General features: G+C 74.0%; 12 protein-coding genes. 4 read left to right on the plus strand and 8 right to left on the minus strand.

Annotation, left to right across the window (positions count from 1 at the left end):
- The first annotated feature begins 95 nt into the window (after positions 1–95).
- Positions 96–4,046 carry a CARDB domain-containing protein gene (locus WMF33_RS25145; RefSeq protein ID WP_437322217.1) on the plus strand — a complete coding sequence of 1,317 codons (3,951 nt, stop codon included), beginning with the start codon at positions 96–98 and terminating at the stop codon, positions 4,044–4,046.
- A gap of 310 nt (positions 4,047–4,356) precedes the next feature.
- Here WMF33_RS25145 and WMF33_RS25150 read toward each other — a convergent pair whose 3' ends face one another.
- The 4 genes from WMF33_RS25150 to WMF33_RS25165 form a co-directional block, all read right to left on the minus strand.
- The gene (locus WMF33_RS25150; RefSeq protein ID WP_437322218.1) at positions 4,357–5,346 is read right to left on the minus strand and encodes a DMT family transporter; all 990 of its coding nucleotides are present in this window, start codon (positions 5,344–5,346) and stop codon (positions 4,357–4,359) included.
- 26 nt (positions 5,347–5,372) lie between these two features.
- A complete protein-coding gene (locus WMF33_RS25155; RefSeq protein WP_437322219.1) occupies positions 5,373–6,764 on the minus strand; it encodes a hypothetical protein in 1,392 nt (463 codons plus the stop codon).
- Between the two features lie 231 nt (positions 6,765–6,995).
- Complete coding sequence (locus tag WMF33_RS25160) at positions 6,996–11,417, minus strand: protein kinase domain-containing protein (protein ID WP_437322220.1); 4,422 nt, start codon at positions 11,415–11,417, stop codon at positions 6,996–6,998.
- 71 nt (positions 11,418–11,488) lie between these two features.
- Positions 11,489–11,965 carry a GNAT family N-acetyltransferase gene (locus tag WMF33_RS25165; protein WP_437322221.1) on the minus strand — a complete coding sequence of 159 codons (477 nt, stop codon included), beginning with the start codon at positions 11,963–11,965 and terminating at the stop codon, positions 11,489–11,491.
- Between the two features lie 105 nt (positions 11,966–12,070).
- On the opposite strand from WMF33_RS25165, the gene WMF33_RS25170 reads away from it, so the two are divergent.
- Together WMF33_RS25170 and WMF33_RS25175 are read left to right on the plus strand one after the other, a co-directional pair.
- Positions 12,071–12,655 (plus strand): DUF1801 domain-containing protein, encoded by a 585-nt coding sequence (locus WMF33_RS25170; RefSeq protein WP_437322222.1) that lies wholly within the window; start codon positions 12,071–12,073, stop codon positions 12,653–12,655.
- 226 nt (positions 12,656–12,881) lie between these two features.
- Positions 12,882–14,579, plus strand: a complete 1,698-nt coding sequence (locus WMF33_RS25175; protein WP_437322223.1) for a hypothetical protein — start codon at positions 12,882–12,884, stop codon at positions 14,577–14,579.
- A 77-nt stretch (positions 14,580–14,656) separates the two neighbouring features.
- On the opposite strand, the gene WMF33_RS25180 is transcribed toward WMF33_RS25175, so the two are convergent.
- The 3 genes from WMF33_RS25180 to WMF33_RS25190 form a co-directional block, all read right to left on the minus strand.
- Positions 14,657–15,745 carry a lysylphosphatidylglycerol synthase domain-containing protein gene (locus WMF33_RS25180; protein WP_437322224.1) on the minus strand — a complete coding sequence of 363 codons (1,089 nt, stop codon included), beginning with the start codon at positions 15,743–15,745 and terminating at the stop codon, positions 14,657–14,659.
- Positions 15,746–15,954: 209 nt separating this feature from the next.
- Complete coding sequence (locus tag WMF33_RS25185; protein WP_437322225.1) at positions 15,955–16,854, minus strand: PAS domain-containing protein; 900 nt, start codon at positions 16,852–16,854, stop codon at positions 15,955–15,957.
- Between the two features lie 43 nt (positions 16,855–16,897).
- The gene (locus WMF33_RS25190) at positions 16,898–17,173 is read right to left on the minus strand and encodes a hypothetical protein (protein ID WP_437322226.1); all 276 of its coding nucleotides are present in this window, start codon (positions 17,171–17,173) and stop codon (positions 16,898–16,900) included.
- Positions 17,174–17,663: 490 nt separating this feature from the next.
- On the opposite strand from WMF33_RS25190, the gene WMF33_RS25195 reads away from it, so the two are divergent.
- On the plus strand, positions 17,664–18,950 hold the full coding sequence (locus WMF33_RS25195) for a PAS domain S-box protein (protein ID WP_437322227.1): 1,287 nt from the start codon (positions 17,664–17,666) through the stop codon (positions 18,948–18,950).
- Positions 18,951–19,055: 105 nt separating this feature from the next.
- Here WMF33_RS25195 and WMF33_RS25200 read toward each other — a convergent pair whose 3' ends face one another.
- Positions 19,056–19,868: a HugZ family protein gene (locus WMF33_RS25200; protein ID WP_437322228.1), complete on the minus strand. Its 813-nt coding sequence runs from the start codon at positions 19,866–19,868 to the stop codon at positions 19,056–19,058.
- Between the last annotated feature and the right edge of the window lie 53 nt (positions 19,869–19,921).

Below are 19,921 nucleotides of genomic sequence, written 5' to 3' on the forward strand. Positions count from 1 at the left end.
CGGACCCTTGACGTGGAGACAGCCCCGGCATCTCCTGAGGCTCTATGCTCAGCCAACGAGTCTCTCTGGAGCGATGGGCGTGCTGCATTGCCGGCATGCTGGCGATGACGGTGGGGTGCGGGGGCAGCGGAGCTCCCAGCGGACCCGAGCCTGTCGGGGCGGCGGCCGAGGCGCTCACGGGCGACGCGCCCGATCTCGTGATCGCGGGCGTGAGCGGGCCTGCGAGCGCTGTTCCAATCAGCTATTTCACGACCTCCGTGACCGTGTGCAACCAGGGCAATGCGGCGAGCGCCGGCACGGACGTCGAGGTGAGCCTGTCGGAAGACGACCTGATCACACCGTGGGACGCTTTCTCCGGCCACGCCCCGCTGGGGAGCCTCGACCCGGGGCAATGCGCGGTGGTCGACGTCCCGACCGTCGCGACCGTGCCCGACGGCGCCTACACGCTCGGCGCCGTGGTGGACCCGCTCGACGCGGTGAGCGAGCTGCTGGAGACCAACAACGCGGCTGCAGGAGGCAGCATCGGCATCGGCGACGGTCCGGATCTCATCGTCTCGACCGTGAGCGGCCCGCCGAGCGCCTTGCGCGGCGGCGGCTTCGACGTGGAGGTCACGGTGTGCAACCAGGGCACGACGTCGAGCCCGACCCCGACCGTGGAGGTGCTGCTCTCGCCGGACGCCGCGATCGAGCCGTCCGATCAGCCCATCGGCGGCGCGCCGGTCCCGTCGTTGGACCCTGGCCAGTGCGGCTCGGTGACCGTGCCTGTCAGCGCGGATGTCGCCGAGGGCGTCCATCACCTCGGCGCGGCGGCGCACGAGGACGGCTGGAACGAGGAGCTCGACACGTCCAACAACACGCGGGCCGGCGGGCTGCTCGGCGTCGGCCATCAGGCGGATCTCGTCGTCTCCGCGGTGATCGGGCCGCCGAGCCTCGTCGTCGGCGGCGGCCTCGACGCGTCGATCACCGTCTGCAACCAGGGGACGCAGCCGAGCGATGGCGCCGCGATCGATCTCCTGCTCTCGCCCGATGGGGAGATCACCCCTGCCGATTTCTGGATCGGCGGGGGATATGTGCCCTCCCTGAGCCCAGGACAGTGCGCTTCCGCGACGATCGCCGCCAACGCCTACGTGCCCGAGGGCACGTACACGCTGGGCGCGATCGTGGATCCCGACAGCTGGGTCCCCGAGCTCATCGAGGCGAACAACGCCTCGGCGGGCGGCGAGATCGGCGTCGGCGACCAGCCGGACCTCATCGTGTCGGCCGTGAGCGCGCCGCCGAGCGCGACGCCCTTCGCCATCTTCGACGCCTCGGTCACCGTCTGCAACCAGGGTACGCAGCCGAGCCAGGGCACCCATGTGGAGCTGCGCCTCTCCTCGGACGCGATCGTCGCGGCGGCCGACTTCCCGGCCGGCGGCGGCCCGGCGCCGTACCTGGACCCAGGGCAGTGCGCCACCGTGACCTTCCCGGCGAGCGCTGACGTGCCGCACGGGGTCTACCACCTCGGCGCGATCGCCGATGCGGGCAACGCGGTCTTCGAGCTGATCGAGGGCAACAACGCCGCGGCCTTCGCGGTCATCGGCGTCGGCCATCGTCCGGATCTCATCGCCTCGGCGGTGAGCGCTCCGCCGAGCGCCCTGCCGGGCAGCGGCTTCGATGCGACGGTGACCGTCTGCAACCAGGGCACCACGCAGCCGGGCCACGGCGCCCATGTGGAGCTGCGCTGGTCTCGCGACAGCACGATCACGTGGACCGACACGCCGGCCGGCGGCGGTCCGGTGCCGCCCCTGGCTCCTGGCCAGTGCGCCGACGTGAGCCTCCCTGCGACCGTCGACGTGCCCGACGGCGTCCATCACCTCGGCGCGATCGTCGATCCGAATGACGCGCATGAGGAGCTGAACGAGGCCAACAACGCCGCATCGAGCGCGCCCCTCGGCGTCGGCCATCGGCCGGACCTCGTCGTCTCCGCCGTGAGCGGGCCGCCGAGCCTCGTACCCGGCAGCGCGTTCAGCGCCTCCGTCACCGTTTGCAATCAAGGGACGACCCCGAGCCATGGCAGCAGCGTCGACGTGGTCCTCTCGGCCGATCCGGCGATCACGCCGCTCGACGCGCTCGCGGGGAGCGGCCCCGTCGCCGACCTGAGCCCTGGACAGTGCGCCACCGTCGCCGTGCCCGCGAACGCCTATGTGCCCGACGGCGCCTATCACGTCGGCGCGATCGTCGACCCGGTGGGCTCGCTCGCAGAGCTCATCGAGACGAACAACGCCGCTTCAGGCAGCGTCATCGGCGCCGGCAACCGGCCGGATCTCGTCGTCTCCGCCGTGAGCGGCCCGCCCAGCGTCCTCCCCGGCGGCAGCTTCGACGCCGAGGTCGCCGTCTGCAACCAGGGTACGCAGCCGAGCCACGGCGCCCACGTCGAGCTGCGCCTCTCCGCGGACGCGACCGTCACGGCGGCCGACGTCCCCGCCGGCGGCGGTCCGGTGCCGCCCCTGGATCCGGGCCAGTGCGCCACCGTGACCTTCCCGGCGAGCGCGTCCGTGCCCGACGGCGCCTACCACCTCGGCGCGATCGTCGATCCGCACGGCTGGGCTCCCGAGCTCGTCGAGACCAACAACGCCGGAGCAGGCGCCCTGATCGGCGTCGGCTCCTGGCCCGATCTCGTCGTCTCGGCGGTGAGCGGCCCGCCGAGCGCCCTGCCGGGCAGCACCTTCGACGCCTCGGTCACCGTCTGCAACCAGGGCACGACCCCGGGCCACGCCATGGTGGAGCTGCGCGTGTCCGCCGACTCCACGATCACCGCGACCGATGCGCTCGCGGGCAGCGCCCCGGCGCCGTACCTGGATCCTGGCCAGTGCGCCGCCATCGCGATCCCCGCGAGCGTCTATGGCCCCGACGGTGCCTATCACCTCGGCGCCATCGTCGATCCCCACGGCTGGCAGCCGGAGCTGATCGAGACCAACAATGCGACCTCGGGTGGCCTGATCGGCGCCGGCAACGGGCCGGACCTCATCGTCTCCGCCGTGAGCGGGCCACCGAGCGTCCTCCCCGGCGGCAGCTTCGACGCCGAGGTCACCGTCTGCAACCAGGGCACCCAGCCGAGCTACGGCGCCCACGTCGAGCTGCGCCTCTCCGCGGACGCGACCGTCACGGCGGCCGACGTCCCCGCCGGCGGCGGTCCGGTGCCGTACCTGGAGCCGGGCCAGTGCGCCACCGTGACCTTCCCGGCGAGCGCGTCCGTGCCCGACGGCGCCTACCACCTCGGCGCGATCGTCGATCCGCACGGCTGGGCTCCCGAGCTCGTCGAGACCAACAACGCCGGAGCAGGCGCCCTGATCGGCGTCGGCTCCTGGCCCGACCTCGTCGTCTCGGCGGTGAGCGGCCCGCCGAGCGCCCTGCCGGGCAGCACCTTCGACGCCTCGGTCACCGTCTGCAACCAGGGCACGACCCCGGGCCAGGCCATGGTGGAGCTGCGCGTGTCCGCCGACTCCACGATCACCGCGACCGATGCGCTCGCGGGCAGCGCCCCGGCGCCGTACCTGGATCCTGGCCAGTGCGCCGCCATCGCGATCCCCGCGAGCGTCTATGGCCCCGACGGTGCCTATCACCTCGGCGCCATCGTCGATCCCCACGGCTGGCAGCCAGAGCTGAACGAGACCAACAATGCGGCCTCGGGTGGCCTGATCGGCGCCGGCAACGGGCCGGACCTCATCGTCTCCGCCGTGAGCGGGCCACCGAGCGTCCTCCCCGGCGGCAGCTTCGGCGCCGAGGTCACCGTCTGCAACCAGGGCACCCAGCCGAGCTACGGCGCCCACGTGGAGCTGCGCCTCTCCGCGGACGCGACCGTCACGGCGGCCGACGTCCTCGCCGGCGGCGGTCCGGTGCCGCCCCTGGATCCGGGCCAGTGCGCCACCGTGACCTTCCCGGCGAGCGCCTACGCGCCCGACGGCGCTTACCACCTCGGCGCGATCGTCGACCCGCACGCCTGGATTTCCGAGCTCATCGAGAGCAACAACGCGACGGCCGGCGGCGAGCTCCTCGTCGTTTACTGATCGCCAGCTTCAGCGCCTGGACTGGGGCCGTCCGGCCCTGGCCGTCGGCGACCACGTATCCATCCGGATGGCTCGATCGAGAGAACACGACGCGCCCGCGCGAGGTGCGCGGTACGAGGCGCGGCGCCGATGACCTCGCCGCACCAGGATCGACGCGTGAAGGGCGCGCTCTTCGTCACCTGCTCCAGGTGATCCCCGGGCGCCGGTGAGCCTCAAACCCCGCTTCGGGCGAGCGCCTCGGTCGGGCGGTGTCGCAACAGGCAACCTTCGCTGTAGAGCGCGACGGAGAGCGGCGCGGCGCTCATGGCGATCAGCGCGCCTCGGGCCGCGCCGGCTTGTGGGTGGCGAGGTACAGCCCCGGCAGGGCCAGGGCGGCGCCGATCCAGTGGTGGGCCGCGAACGCCTCGCCGAGGAACAGCCAGGCCATGACGGCGGTGTAGACGGGCGAGAGATAGAGCATCAGCCCGGTGCGGCTCGGGCCGAGGTGCTTTGTGACATAGCTGTAGGTGGCATAGGCGCCGGCGCCCGGCACGACGATCAGGGTCAGGACGGCCGCCACCGTGCGGGCATCGAAGGCCGGCGGGCCCTTCACGGCCAGCTCCCAGGCGAGGAAGGGCAGCATCACGATCACCCCGGCCGCGGCGATGGCGGCCAGCCGGGCGGTGACGCCGAGGGCGCTCGGCCAGCGCTTCAGCAGCACGGCGTAGAGCGCCCAGGACATGGCGGCGATCAAGATCAGCAGATCGCCCGTGGTGAAGCTCAAGCGGAGCAGCGTCGCCGGATCGCCGCGCAGCACGATGACCAGCATGCCGGCGAGCGCCAGCGCCGCGCCGAGCGACTGGCGCAGGCTCAAGCGCTCGCCGAACATGGCGCGCGAGAGCAGGATGATGCCGATCGGCGAGAAGGAATAGAGCAGGCCGATGTTGGTCGCCGTGGTGGTGGCGGCGGCGAGGTAGACGCCGGCGCCGCAGATGCCCATGCCGAGCAGGCCGAGGACGAGCAGGCCGCGCCACTCGCGGGCCAGCGCGCCGCGGCGCTGGCGAAGCTCGGCGCCGCAGAAGGGCAAGAGCAGCAGCACGACCCCGGACCAGCGCAGCTCGGCCAGCGCCACCGGCGGGATGAAGTCGGCGGTGGCGCGCGCCAGCACCATGTTGGCGGTGAACATGGCGGGCGTGAGAAAGAGCAGGATCTGGGCGATGCGCTGATCGCGGGCGGCGGCGGCGGGGTCCATCGCCGCGCAGACTAGGGCGCCGCTCAGGCCGGGACCAGGGCTGGACCGTCCGGCGAGGACGGACGCCATGCCCGCGCCGCCTCGGAGGGCAGGCGCTACGGGTTGCTCGGCAGCGAACCCTGGCCGCCGAGCAACTCCGGAGCGCCGAGCCCGCCGAACGCGCCCGGGTCGGGCACCCCCGGATCGAGCGCGCCCGGATCGATCCGCTCGCCCCAGGTCGGATCCCCGAACGGATCGTCGGGCAGCGTGCCTTCCCACCGATACCAGAACGGATCTTCGGGGTCGTAGACGTGCCTCACGTCGAAGTTGATCGGCAGCGGGTTGCTACAGTCGGAGAGCTCACAGGGGTCCTTCAAGAACACCGTGATGGGGTGCAGCCACGCGGCCTCTTCGGAGGTGCAGGCGGCGTAAGTCCCATGCCCGATCTCGCAGATGGGCTGGGGCGGCTCGGGCGAATACGGCTCCCCGGCGCACGAGCCGGCGTTCCGCGCGACGCACCCCCGGCTGTGGTCGCCGCTCATGGCGCAGGTGCGCGACTCCACCCGCACGCGCTGGTTGACCCACATCAAGGACGAGAGCGGGTCGGGAGGAGAGCAGGCGAACGCATTTTCATAGACGACCTCCACCTCGTCGAGAGACGGCCGCACGACGCGGTAGACGAGCTTCGACTTGTCCAGCGTCGTCCCCTTCCCGAACGTCTTCTCGAGCTTCACCTCGGCGTCCGTGTTCAGCGCCTCGGGGTCGAACAGGTTGCCGAAGAACGCGCCTTCCTGCAATGGATACGCGTTCTCGGCGTTCGGGATCATCCGCTCGTCTATCGGAGCGATCGTCTCCTCTGACGGCGCGCCGGGCGGGTCCTCCTCGGGGAGCGGCTCCCAGCGGAGCGAGAGGTCGACGTGCGCGCCTCGCGCGTTGTTCCTCGCGAGCAGGCACGCCGAGACGAGCTCCTGGCACTCGGTCGACGGCGCGCCGTGAGCCCAGCTCGGGCAGAGCCCGAGGTCGCCCGACCACTCGACCACCACGGGCGCGAGCGACGGCTTCTCGCCTAGCGGAATCGCCCACGAGAGATCGCTCTCGGCGGAGCTGACCGTGGCGCCCGCGTCGACGGCCGAGAGCTCGGACGCCGACGTGGTCCACGAGAGGCCCTGGTCCGGCCGGAGCGCGCACTCCACGAGGGCCTGCATCACGTCGCGCGCGTGCGGATCGAGCAGGGCCTTGTGGAGCGAGCCCTCCGCGAACGACGCGCTCGCGAGCGGCCTCCGGGTGAGCTCACGAAGGTTGTCCGCGTTGGTGGTGAGCAGGTTGCCGCCCAGGACCTCGAGCCGGAGGTGATTGCCGATCACCATCGTCTTGAGCAGCGCCGGGTTGGTCAGGATCGTGCCGGCGGGCGCGGAGGGCGCGGAGGTGTCGAGCGCCGACGCGGCGCTCGTCGCGAGGCACAGGGCGGAGGAGGCAGCGAGGGCGAGGCGAGCGGATCTCAGGTTCATCGTTGCGCCTTTCACGAGGAGGGAGCGCGGCGCGGCGTCGCGCGGCAGCGCGCGACGCATCGCAATGGGCGCGATGGGCCGCGATGAGCGCATTAGCACGCGTCGCACCAGCGCCGCCGGGGCCGGATCCCGCGCCCTCCTGGCCTGCGCCGCGGCCTCGCTGTCGCCTGCGCGGCGACAGCCGGGAGGGGGCCTGTCACTCCGGAGGCCCCAGGCGCCCCCGAACGGCGCTCACGCGGGGTCGTCGTAGAGCCGCTCGAGCCGCTCGAGCCGCGCGGCGAGGTGGGCGAGCCGGCCTCTCCAGAAGCGCTGGCCAAAGGAGCTCTGCGCCGCCTCGCCGAGCCACCGGCGGGCCTCCTCGCGCCTGCCCCGCTTCAGCGCGTCGGCCGCCGCGAAGCAGAGGATCTCGATGAGCTCGCTGAGCAGCGACGCGCTCCGCGCCTCGGCGATGAGCGCCTCCCACGCCTCGTCGTCCCGTTCCCCGGCGTCCCGTTCCCCGGCGTCCCGTCCCCCACCCTCCCCTCCCCCGCCCTGCGCGAGCAGCGCGCACAGCCGGAACAGCACCCGCGTGACCGGCGGCGCGGCGCCGAGATCGCACTGCTCGAGCGCCCAGTCGAGGTGGCGCGCCGCCTCGTCGAGCTCGCCGCGGGCGGCGTGGATCCGCGCGACGAGCAGCGCGTAGTCGGGCACCGGGGTCGCCTGGAAGAACCGCCGCTGGAGCTCGAAGGCGCGGACCGCGAGCGGCAGCGCCTCGGCGAGCTCGCCGCTCCAGTAGAGCAGCTCGGCCAGGTTGTGGGCCGGGCCGCGCTCCAGGTACGCGTTGCCGAGCTCGCGGGCCAGGGCGACGGCGGCGCGCAGGTCGCCCTGCGCGCCCTCGGGGTCCTCGCGCATCAGGCGGAGCGTGAGGCGGTTCATGAGCGCGATGCCGAGGTGCAGGCGGTCGCCCACGCGCTCGCAGCGCGCGACGACCTCGTGGAACCGCGCCTCCGCCTCGTCGAGCCGGCCCGCGTAGACCAGCGCGGGGGCGAGCAGGAGCAGCGCGATGACGCAGCCCTCGTGGTCGCCCAGCGCGCCGGCGTCCCGGGCCGCGGGCGCGAGGCGCGCGATGGCCTGCTCGAGCTCTTGGCGGCGGAAGTGCCCGCGGCCCACCGCGACCTCGCAGCGCGCCCGCTGCGCGGCGTCCCCGATCCGCGCCACGAGCGGCGCCGCCCGGGCGACGAGCGCCTGCGAGCCCGCGTAATCGTCGCTCCAGTCGAGGACCGTGGCCTCCTCGAGGAGCAGCTCCGCGACGGCGGAGAGGTCGCCTTCGGCCTCGGCGAGCGCCCGCGCCGCGCGGAGGTCGGCGGCCGCGTCGTCGAAGCGCTGGATCCGGTAGCGGACCTTGCCCCGGCCCGCGAGCACGGCGACCCGGCTCGCCGCGCCCCCCGGCGGCGGGGCGGCCGCGGCGGTCGCCTCGGTCGCCTCGGTCGCCTCGGTCGCCTCGGTCGCCTCGGTCGCCTCGGTCGCCTCGGTCGCCGCGAGCGCCGCGAGCGCCGCGAGCGCCGCGAGCGCCGCGAGCGCCGCCGAGTAGTGCCGCTCCGCGTCGACGTAGAGGTGCCGCCGCCGCGCCTCCTCCGCGAGCTCGAAGCACGCCGCGGCCGCCTCGGCGTGCGCGCCCGCCGCCGCCGCGTGGCGCGCGATCCGCGCGAGGCGGGCGCCTCGCTCCGCGGGCGCCGCGAGCAGGCGGCGGAGCGCGATCCCGTGCAGCCGCCGCCGCAAGGGCGGGGGCGCCTCGGCCTCGATCGCCTCGCGCAGGAGCGGGTGCGCGAACGCGAGCCGGCGCCCGTCGCCGGCGTCCGCGACGCGCAGCAGGCCGCGACGCACGAGGCGGGACAGGCCGACGCCGGGGTCCAGACCCCCGCAGGCGCCGACGGCGCGCTCGCGCGCGGCCTCGTCGAGGAGGCGCCCGATCTCGTCGACCTCGAGCTCGTCGCCCGCCACGGCGCACACCTCCGCGAGCTCGGCGAGCGGGGGCGGCAGGCCGGCGAGCGCGCGGCGCGCGAGGCGGTCCATGATCGGCGCCGCCTCGCCGCGCGCGATCTCGTCGCCGGCGAGGTACCACCCCGGGCCGCCGCGGACCTTCCGGAGGGCGCCGGCCCGCCGGAGCGCGGCCGCGAGCTCGACAAGGAAGAGCGGGACCCCCTGCGCCGCCTCGAGCAGGCCCGCGACGACCGGCTCCGGCACGAACTCGACCGGACGCAGCCGGTCGAGCAGCGCCGCGCGCGCCGCGGCCGGGTCGAGCGGCGGGAGGGTCCGCTGGATCGAGCGCGCGGCCCGCTCGCCGTGCAGCGGGCGCATCGCGGCGAGCGCGGGGTGCGCGGCCACGAGGATCGCGAGCGGCGCGCGGGAGCCCGAGAGGGTCGCGATCTCGATGGCGTCGAGGCCGGCCTGGTCGCCCCACTGCGCGTCGTCGACGACCAGCGCGAGCGGGCGCTCCTCGGAGGCGCGCCGGAGCGCCTCGCCGGCGGCCCGGGCCAGCGTCTGGCGGAGCGCGCCCGGCGCGGCGAGCGCCGCGGCGACCGCGGGCTCGGTGTCGGGCAGGGCGTCGAGCGCGAAGGCGACCGCCGGCCACGACGCGGGGCCGAGCTCGGGGCCGAGCCGCGCGACGCACGCCGCGCGGATGGCGTCCGCGCGCGCGCCGTCGTCGAGGGCGAGGGCGGCGCGGAGCAGCGCGCGGACGAGCCCCGCCGGCTCCGCGACGTCGGGCGGTCGCGCGGCGACGGCGATCGCGCGCGCGCCGGGCTCGGCCGAGAGCGCCGCGGCGACCGCGTCGCAGAGGCGCGTCTTGCCGTGGCCGACCTCGCCGAGCAGCGTGATCAGGAGCGGCGCGCGGTCGCGCCACGCGGCGCGCGCGTGGGCGGCGATCTCGGCGACGAGCTCGTCTCGCCCGCGGAGCGGCAGCTCGGCCGCCGGGGATTCGGGCGGGGCGGCGCCGCTCGCGCCGCCGTCGCTTTCGGCTTCGCCGCCTGCGTCGAGGGGGGCGGCCGCGTCCGGGAGGAGGGCGGCGGCCTCGGGGGTGATCGCGACCGGCCGCGGCGCGCCGGTGGGCAAGAAGCTCGTGGGCCGCGAGAGGGCGGGCCCCGCGAACACCACGCCGGCGGCGCCCTCGCGCACCTGGAGCTCGGCGACGTGCACGGCCGCCGATGTCGTCTGGCCGAGCGCGGCCACGAGCCGCCGGGCCGCCTGGAGGGCGGCGCGGGCGGCCGGGCGGGCTGCCCCGGGAAAGGCGAAGACGTGGAGCCCGTCCTGCACCCGGGCGAGCCGCCCGCCGAACGGGGCGGCGATGCCGGCGACCTGGTCCACGGGCGCGCCGGTGCGGACGGCGAGGAGCGCCACGGGGCGACGTCGCGGGGGGGCGGGCCCGCCCGGAGCGGGGTCGCGGGGGGGCGGGGGCGGACGGTGCGGTTCCTGGACCGCTTGGATCGGTTCCTGGACCGGTTGGAGCGGTTCCTGGACCGCTTGGATCGGTTCCTGGACCGCTTGGATCGGTTCCTGGACCGCTTGGAGCGGTTCCTGGACCGCTTGGAGCGGTTCCTGGACCGCTTGGAGCGGTTCCTGGACCGGTTGGAGCGGTTCCTGGACCGCTTGGAGCGGTTCCTGGACCGGTTGGAGCGGTTCCTGGACCGCTTGGATCGGTTCCTGGACCGGCCGGCCGGTCCGCTGCGGCGCACAAGGGACCATGACGCCCTCGAGCGCCGCCCGGAGCGCCCCGGCGAAAGCGCGCGCCGACCCGAAGCGCTCCTCTCGCGCCTTGGCCAGGGCGCGCAGCACGACCTCGTCGGCGCCTCGTGGGATGGGCGCGAGCTCCGAAGGCCGCGGCGGGCGCTGGGAGACGTGCGCGTGGACGACCGCCGACGCCTCTCCCACGAAGGGCGGCCGCCCGGTGAGCAGCTCGAACGCGACCACCCCGAGCGCGTACAGGTCGGCGCGGCCGTCGGCGTCGCGCGCGTCGAGGCACTGCTCCGGGGCCATGTACAGCGCGCTGCCGAGCCGGAGCCCGGTGCGCGTGAGCCCGCGCCCCTCCTCCGTCGCGCCGTCCGCCTCCCCGAGCCGCGCGAGCCCGAAATCGAGGAGGGCGATCCCCGCCGCCGGGCCGCCCATCTGCCGCAGCATCACGTTCTCCGGCTTCAGATCCCGGTGCACGACGCCGGCCGCGTGCACCCCGTCGACCGCGGCGCCGATCGCCTCGACGAGCCGCACCGCCTCGGCCGGCGCGGCGGCGCCCGTTCCGGGGAGCGCCTCCATCCAGCGCGCCAGCGTCTCCCCGGCGAGGAGCTCGAGGATCAGGTACGGAAAGCCGCCCCCGAGCTCGCCCTCGCCGAGCAGGCGCGGCGCCGCGGGCGGCCCGATCCGGCGGAGCGCGGCTGCCTCGCGCGCGAAGCGTGGATCGCCTCGATGGCGCGCGATCTTGAGCGCCACGGCGAGGCCGTCCTCCCGCCGCGAGGCCGCGAACACGCGCGCGAAGCCGCCCTCGTCGAGGAGGCGGAGCCCATCGAACCCCGGCACCTGCGGCGCGGCCTCCGCCGCGTCCACCTCGGGCTCCGCCGCGGCGCCGCCGTGGAGCGGGCACCCCGAGACGGCGCCGATCCGGCGATGGCAGAGGAAGCAGCGCATCCGCGGGGGTCGGCCTCTCGGGCAGCGATGCTAGCCCGGCGCGCAACCCGCCGGAAGGTGCCCTCCGGCGTTCACCCGTCGGACCGCGGCGCGGCGGCCGCGAGCTCCTTGGTCATCATGACCCGCGGCGTCTGTACGAAGCCGCTGGCCCGGTAGAGCGCGATTGCGCGCGTGTTGTCGGGCCGGACGAGGAGGTGGAGCGCGCGCGCGTCCTCCTCGACGGCCATCGCCTCGGCGCTGGCGAGCAGGAGCCGGCCGAGCCCCGCGCCGCGCGCCGCGGGGCGCACGTAGAGCTCGGTCACGAACGCGTCGCGGCCCCTGAACTCCAGATCGTAGTTGAAGGTCACGACCGCGTAGCCTTCGAGGCCGCGCGCGGTGATCGCCACCGCGACGAACCCGAGCGCGGCGTCGGCGAGCAGCCGCCGGAGGCTCGCCTCGACCTCGCCCCGATCCCACGGGATCTCCTCGCCGGCGTTGAAGTCCTCCATCATGTCGAGGACGAGAGGGATGTGCGCGGCGTCTGCGCGCAGGGTCGCTGCGGAGCTCATGGCGGTCCGCGATATCAAGCGGCGAGCAACGATGCCAGCGAAGGCGCCGGGGCGGCGGGCAGACCTGAAGCGGACGGGTGGATGTCCAGGCCGTGAGCATCGAAGGTGCATGACCCTTCCCTGAGCGGCCCCGCCGCCGCCAACCTCGCGCGCGAGGAGGGCCCGATGGGCCTTGTCGAGGCGTCGCCGCTCGGCGAAGCTGTCTCCTTGGCTCCTGGGAAAACGAAGACGAGCCCCCTCGAGAAAACGAGCAAGCCGCGCGCGAAGAAGCGGAAGGACGCGCCCGCCCCCCGCGAGCCTGGCAGCTCGCAGCAGGACCAGGCCGTGGTCGCGTTCCTGCGCGAGCTCGATCATCCGCGCAAGGAGGACATCGAGGCCGTTCGGCAGATCATCCTCGGCGCCAGCCCCGAGATCCGCGAGGGGATCAAGTGGAACGCGCCGAGCTTTCGGACCACGGAGTACTTCGCGACGTTCCATTTGCGCGGCAAGGAGGGGGTCCGGCTCGTCCTCCACATGGGGGCAAAGGTGAAGGAGACCGCGACGAGCGGCGTGGAGATCGCGGACCCGGCGGGTCTCCTAGAGTGGCTCGCGAAGGACCGCTGTCTTGTGACGTTCAGCGATGGAGAGGACATCCAGGTCAAGCGGTCTGCGCTGGAGGCCCTCCTGCGAGAATGGATCCGATGGGTCTGACTCTCTGGCGCGCCCGATGCGTGGGATTCGCGTGAGGTGAGCTCATGCGATAGGCCGGCTGCTCAGGCTGCCGGTGTCGCTGGGGGCCGCCAGCGGCCTGAAGAGAACGAGAGACAACGAAGATCGACAGACGCGCTCATTCCGCCGCAGCGCCGGCCCTCGCGCTCTCTGGACTCGGCGGAGCGGACCGGATGAATGTCGTCTCGACCACGAGCATCGGAGGGGCATGACCACCCAGTCCAATAGAATCGGTTCTCGTTCCTGGATCCACAGGTGCGCCTCGGTCGCGGGCTCGATCGCGGTCCTCGTCACGGCCGTCGCGTGCGAGCCGATAGGCGGCGGCGGCGACGGCGGCTCCGGAGGCGATGGCGGCAGCGGCGGCGACGGCGGCGACGGCGGCGACGGCGGCAGCGGCGGCACCGGCGGCACCGGCGGCACCGGCGGCACCGGCGGCGACGGCGGCTTCGGGGGTGACGGCGGCTTCGGGGGTGACGGCGGTGACGGCGGCACCGGCGGTGACGGCGGCACCGGCGGCACCGGCGGCGACGGCGGCACCGGCGGTACTGGCGGCGACGGCGGCACCGGCGGTACTGGCGGCGACGGCGGCACCGGCGGTACTGGCGGCGACGGCGGCACCGGCGGTACTGGCGGCGACGGCGGCACCGGCGGGGACGGCGGCGACGGCGGCACCGGCGGGGACGGCGGCGACGGCGGCACCGGCGGCGGCGGCACCGCTCCCGCGCTGGCGTGGGCGCGGGGATACGGCGGCCCGGGGCTCGACCGGGGCCGTTCCATCGCGAGCGACGCCGAGGGCAACTTCTATGTCATCGGGAGCTTCGAGGGAACGGTCGACTTCGGTGCCGGCCCGCTGACGAGCGCCGGCAAGGCGGACATCTTCCTCCTCAAGCTCGATCCGTCGGGTGAGCTGCTCTGGAGCAAGCGCTTCGGGAAGCGCTTCGACGAGGGAGGCTCCGCCGTGGCCGTCGACGCGAACGGCGACGTCATCATTGCCGGCGCCTACCGCGGAAACGGGAACGACGACAACGATAGCGTCGATTTCGGCGGAGGCCCGCTCCCGGGCCTGGAGTTCGAGAGCGTAGGCTTCATGGCGAAGCTCGACGGCGAGGGCAACCACATCTGGAGCCAGGGCCGCGGCTTCAGTTTCGTGGAGCACATCGCAGCCGACGCCCTCGGCGACGTGTACGTGGTGCGCAAAACCGCCCTTAACGCCGGCCTGGTGAAGGTGGGCCCCATGGGCGAGTCCCTTTGGACGGCCGCCCTCATCAACTCATCGGAGTACACTACTTACAGGAGCCTCGCGGTCGACAGCGCCGGAAATGCGGTGGTCGCCATGGGTGACCAGAGCGGTCCCGGGTTCTGCCCCTGCGTGGAGACGTTCTACGTCCGCAAGTTCACGCCGGCGGGCGAGGTCCTCTGGACACGGCAGTTCAACACCAGCAACCCGGGGTACCCCGACCCCGAGATCGGTAACCGCGGAGCGATGGCCCACCACGTGGCGGTCAACGCCGCGGACGAGATCTTCGTGGCCGGCGCTTCACAGGGAGACGTCGACTTCGGCGGCGGCGTGCTTCCCAAAGGCTACGTCCTCGTCAAGCTGGACCCCAGCGGCGAGCACGTCCTCAGCCGCCCGTTCCGCTACGTCATGACCATGATCGGCGATCCCGCCGGCGACATCATCGTCCTCGGGGGGCGTCTCGCCAAGCTGGACGCGAGCGGGACCGAGCTCTGGACGCAGCCGTTCTACATGCCCGGGATCACCCCCGTCCCCGGGGTCATCCTCGCCGTCTCTCCGCTCGGCGCGGTCGCCCTGGCGGGCAGCATGAACGCGGCGCTGGACTTCGGCACCGGCCCGCTCCCCTTCGCGGGGGGCGAAGACATCTTCGTCGCGGCGTTCGGCCCGTGAGGCGCGCCGGGTAGCGGCTGCGGTACGCCTCACCAGAGCGCTGTTCCGTTGGATATCCTCAGGCGCGGCGGCCCGGGTCAGGCCGCCTCGGGCGCCGGGCGGTAGGCCACGCGGCCGCCGAAGAAGACGAGCAGGCCGAGGGCGATCCAGACGAGCTCCTTGGCGCGCTTGAGGAGGACGAAGGCGGCGCCGACCGTCGCCGCGGCGGGCACGCCGAGCGCGCCGAGGAAGGCGACGTAGCCGGCGTCCTGCACGCCGAGCCCGGCCGGCACCATGAAGGCGGCCGCGCGGAGGAGCGCGAGGACGACCTCGAACGACAGGACCTCGGCGAGCGAGACGTCGACCCCCAGCAGCCGGAGCAGGTAGAGCGTCTCCAGCCCCTCGGCGAGCCACATCGCGAGCAGGAGGAGCGCCGCCGACGCGAGCGCGCCGCGCCGCCTCCCGAGCGCGGCCGCGTGCCGATCGAGCGCGGAGAAGCCCGCGGCCCTCGCCTCGACGTACGCCCGCACGCGGCGGCCCGGCAGCCGCCTGAGCTGCGCGAAGAGCCGCGACGCGACCGTGCCCGAGAGGAGCGCGCCCGCGAGCGCGAGCGCGGCGGCGAGCAGGCCGAGCCCGGAGACGACGACGAGCCACGGGAGCCCGGGCGCGCCGAGCAGCGGGCCCGAGGCGCGCTCCAGGTGGCCGAAGCCGAGCGCGAGGGCGATCGCCACGTAGGCGGCGTTCGCGAGGAGGATCAGCGATCTGCGCGCCGCGATGCCGGCGATGCCCTGCGGCCCGGGGACACCGCACCACGCGTGGAGCAGGTAGAACGTGACCGACTCGGAGAGGGCGGCCCCGGCCGGGACGCTCATGGCGAGCGCCTCGGTCGACAGCGTGAGCGAGAGATACCGCGCGAACGGCGCGGGCGACCCGAGCGCGCCGAAGACGCGCCGGCTCGCCTCGGCCTGGAGCAGCCGCGCGACCAGGTTGGGGATCAAGGCGAGCGCCATCATCGGCGCTCCCGCCGAGGCGATGAGCGCCCCCACGCCCGGCAGATCCGCGCCGCGCAGCGTGCTCCAGAGCGCCGCCGCGGCCACCGCCGCCCCGAGCCACTTCACCGCGACGGCGCCCGCGGAAGGGCGCGCTCTCGCCTCGGGAGGCGGCTTGTCGTGGGCAAGGAGGGTCATCGCACGCTCGCGCACAGGCCCGTCGGCCCCGCGGGTGCTCGTATCGCTCAGGCGCGTCGCGGCCTCATGACACGCGCGCAACTCCGAGCGCTCAGGCGCGTCGCGGCCTCATGGCGCGCGCGCAACCCCGCCGCGACACATCGAGTTGGTCTGCCGCCGGCGGCGCCGCGCCGGCGGGGGCGGCCCCCGACGGCGCCGCGCCGGCGCGCTCACGCGTCCTGGGTCACCCGGATCCGCGCGATGAACTCGCCCCCCGCGCCGGGCTGCGACCCGAGCGGGGTCAGCGTCACGCTCGCCTCGCGCGCGCGGCTGTGCGGGCAGACGAGGCGGCTCCGCGCGACCGCGCGGGCGGCCGGGAGCGGCGCCTGCACGTCGACGAGCACCGACGCGACGTCGCGCCCGTAAAGGAGCTTCTCGTCCACGCCGAAGAGGTCGTGGGCGCTCGGGTTGGCGCCGAGGATCTCCCCCGCGCTATCGAGCAGGAGGCACGGCTCGGCGATCTCGGCGAGGAGCGCCCTCGACCGCTCCTCGAGCTGCGACACGCTCTCCATCGCGATCACGAGCTCTTCCTCCAGCTGGCTCACCGACGTCCTCACGCCGGAGAGCGAGTCGTACATGCGCGCGATGGTGGTGGCGATCTGCCGGACCTCGATGGCCTCGAACGGCTTGCGGAGGATGAGCAGGTTCGGCGGACACCCGAGCTCGCTCGCGATCTCGTCCCAGCTGTAGTCTGAGTAGGCGGTGCAGATGACCGTGTAGATGTCCGGCGCGAAGCTCCAGATCCCCTTGATCGTCTGGATGCCGTCGATGCCCGGCGGCATCCGCATGTCGACGAAGGCGAGGAAATACCGGCTTGGGTTGGCCTTGACGAGCGCGATCCCATCCATGCCCGAGTGGGCCGACTCGATGGTGAACCTGAGGCCGTGGAGGAGGTCGGGGGCCTCCTCGGGCGCCTCGGCGCCGAACAGGCGCGACTCGAGGGCCAGGAGCCCGCGGATCATCTCCGGATCGTGGAGCGGCCTGGGCACGAGCATCCGCTCCATCAACACATGGATGTCCGGATTGTCGTCCACGACGAGGATGGGTCGACTCGCTGGTTCCGAAGACATGAAGATCCTCTCGATTCACTCCGGCCCCGCCGCGGGCCCCGGGTTACCGCCGATTCCGCCGCTCCAGCCGGCGCCGGACCGAGGCGACGCGCAGCTCGGTCCGCGCGACGCAGGCCGCGGCGCCGATCACGCCGGGCATCGCCGCCAGCGAGTCGAGCACCTCGTACGCGGCCTCGAGCGGCAGGATGGGCTCCCTCAGCCCGAGCCGCTCGCCCTGCCGGTCGACGATCTCCGCCGCCGCGGCGCTGCCGAGCGTCCGCCCGAGGAGCTCCACCAGCCCGGCGCGCTCACATCGACGGGTGCTGTCCGAGGATCCCATGCCTTCGCGTTTCCTTGATCGCCGCGCTTCGCGGAAACATTGGACTCGCTGTCACGGGAGGTGTCAACAAACAGCGTGATCGCACGTACATTCCACCCATTGACTCGAACTCAATAGGGGTAATCCAGATCACACGCCGCTGCGGAGCGGGGCGCGTCTCTGGGCGGTGCCGTCGCGGCGCGCCGGCGCGCGCGTCGTGCGCGGCTCGGGCCGCGCGCGGGCTGCGCGCTCGGCGCCGCGGCCGCTCGTGCGCCCCCGCGCCGCGCGGCGCGGGCAGCTGGGCCGAGGCGGGGGCCGTGCCGCGCAGGTTTCATCCGATCTGCTGAGGTTGTCCGCCGCGCCGTCCGCGGGCGGAAAGGGCGCGCGCGGGCCGGCGGGAGCCGGGTGAGGCATCAAGATCGGCTATCGTCCCTGCAGCGCCGCGGCGCGCGGGGGAAGCGGCGTCGGTGGGCTCGGCGGCCACGGCGCGGAAGACGGAAGGAAGAGCGAAGTGGCGACAGATCACGACAGCATCGAGCGGCTCCGGGTGGAGAACGCCGGCCTGCGCAAGGAGATCGACCGGCTGCACGAGCAGCTCGGGCGCCGGGAGGAGCGGACGCGGCTGATCCTGCAGGCGGCGGTCGAGGGGTTCCACGTCCTCGGGATGAACGGTGACATCCTCGACTGCAATCCATCCTTCGCGAGCATCGTGGGTTACGACCGGAGCGAGCTCCTGACGATGCACATTGGCCAGATCGACCCGCAGCCGGCGCACGAGGCCGCCGCGATCATGGATGAGATCAGGGCGAAGGGGTCGCTCCGCTTCATCACGAGGCACCGCCACAAGGACGGCCACCTGATCGACGTCGAGGTGAGCTCTCACCTGGTCCGGAGCGGCGACGAGCGGTTCTTCTCGGCCTTCTCGCGCCCGCTGACCGAGCAGCTGCGGCGCGAGCAGGCGCTGCGCGAGAGCGAGCAGAAGTTTCGAGCGATCTTCGACGGGACGTCGATGTTCATCAGCCTGCTCACCCCGAGGGGGGAGCTGCTCGAGTGCAACCGGACCATGGCCGATTTCACCGGGGCTCGCCCCGAGCAGGGCCGCGGCGAGCCGCTCTGGCGCGCGGCCTTCTGGGGCGGCGCGCCGGGCGTGGAGGAGCGGCTGAGGGCGTGCGTGGAGGCGGCGGCGTCGGGCGCGCGATCCTCGTGCGAGCTGGAGATCCGCGGGGCGGGCGGGCGCGCGGCCACGCTCGACCTCAAGATGAAGCCTATCGTCGATGCGTCGGGCGAGAGCGTCCTCGTGATCGCCGAGGGGTACGACGTGACCGAGCTCCGGCGGGCCGAGGTGGAGCGGGCGGCCCTTCAAGAGCAGATGATCCACGCGCAGGAAGCGACGATCCGGGAGCTGTCGACGCCGCTCATCCCGCTCGACGCGGGGATCCTGGTGATGCCCCTCGTCGGGCGGCTCGATCGGGTGCGCATCGAGCAGCTCCTGGAGCGGCTGCTGCATGGGGTGGTGGCGCAGCGCGCGGCCACGGTCATCCTGGACGTCACCGGCGTGGCGGTGGTGGACGCCGAGATCGCGGACGCGCTGATCCGGGCGGCCCAGGCGGTCAACCTGCTCGGCGCGGAGGTCATCCTCACGGGCGTGGGCCCCGAGGTCGCGCAGACGATGGTGGGTATCGGCATCGATCTCCAGGGGATCGCCACGTTGAGCTCGCTCCAGAGCGGGCTCCACCACGCGCTCGGCCGCTCGCGCCGCGGGAGCAGGCCGGGCGGCGCGCGGCGCCGCGGGAGCTGAGGGCTGACGAGGTCCTTCGCGCTTCACCGGCGCATCGGCTCGGCGAGCCAGCGCGCCAGCTCCTCGCTGTCGAGTTCGCGTTGAGGCGCCGGCCACCGCCGCCGCTCAGGCGCCGCGGCCCCGCGCTTCGCGCACGAGCGCCACCATCGCCTTGCGCACCTCGTCGCTCGTGGAGACCGGCGCGTCGAACGCGAGCCGCGCCGCCTTCGGCCCCGCCGGCGTGATGACGTCGAGCTCGAAGCCGTAACGGTCGACCGAGGTCATCGTCGCGCCGGTGGCGTCCTTGATCCCGGCGAGCGCCTTCGCATAGGCGAGGACGGCGTCGGCGTGATCGGTGTTCATGTGCTCGAGGATGCGGGCGGCGTCGGGCGCGAGCGGATCGGGCTCGGCGGCCGCGTAGTCGGCGGCGTCGACCCACGACATCCGGCCGAAGCCGCCGACGTAGCGGATCGACACGGGGTCGAGCCGGTAGAAGGAAAAGTCCGTGAAATCCACGTAGTACGACGCGCGCGGGTGCGCCGCGAGGAACGTCGTCCGGGCGGCGGTCGCCTCGGCGGCCTCGAGAGGGCGGCACGGCCCGATCAGCGTCATGCGCCCGAGCGCGAGCGGGTCCGCCCGGCCCTCGGCGGGCTCGGCGACGAGCAGCGACGCCTCGGCGCGGGCCTTGAGGTTGCCCGTGTGCTCGGCGAGCGCCGAGAGAAGCAGCAGCGGCCGCCCGTGGGCGTCCACGGCGACGGTGACGAGCGAGCCGTAGGGGTAGCCGGCCGGATCCCGCGCGAGCGTGCACAGCGTGGCGGCGCGGGCCCGCTGCGCCAGGGTGCGGCAGCGCTCGGCGTGGCTCGGCGACGGGACGTTCTGGACAGGGGCCTCCGCCTCCGTGGCAGAGCCCGGTCGGCCGTGATCTCTGGTCGTCGACATGGAGTGCGGGTAGCACACCCACGGGGCTGCCGGGAACCTGCCCGGTCGGCGGC

Source organism: Sorangium sp. So ce394 (assembly GCF_051474665.1).
GTDB classification, from domain to species: Bacteria; Myxococcota_A; Polyangia; order Polyangiales; family Polyangiaceae; genus Sorangium; species Sorangium cellulosum_D.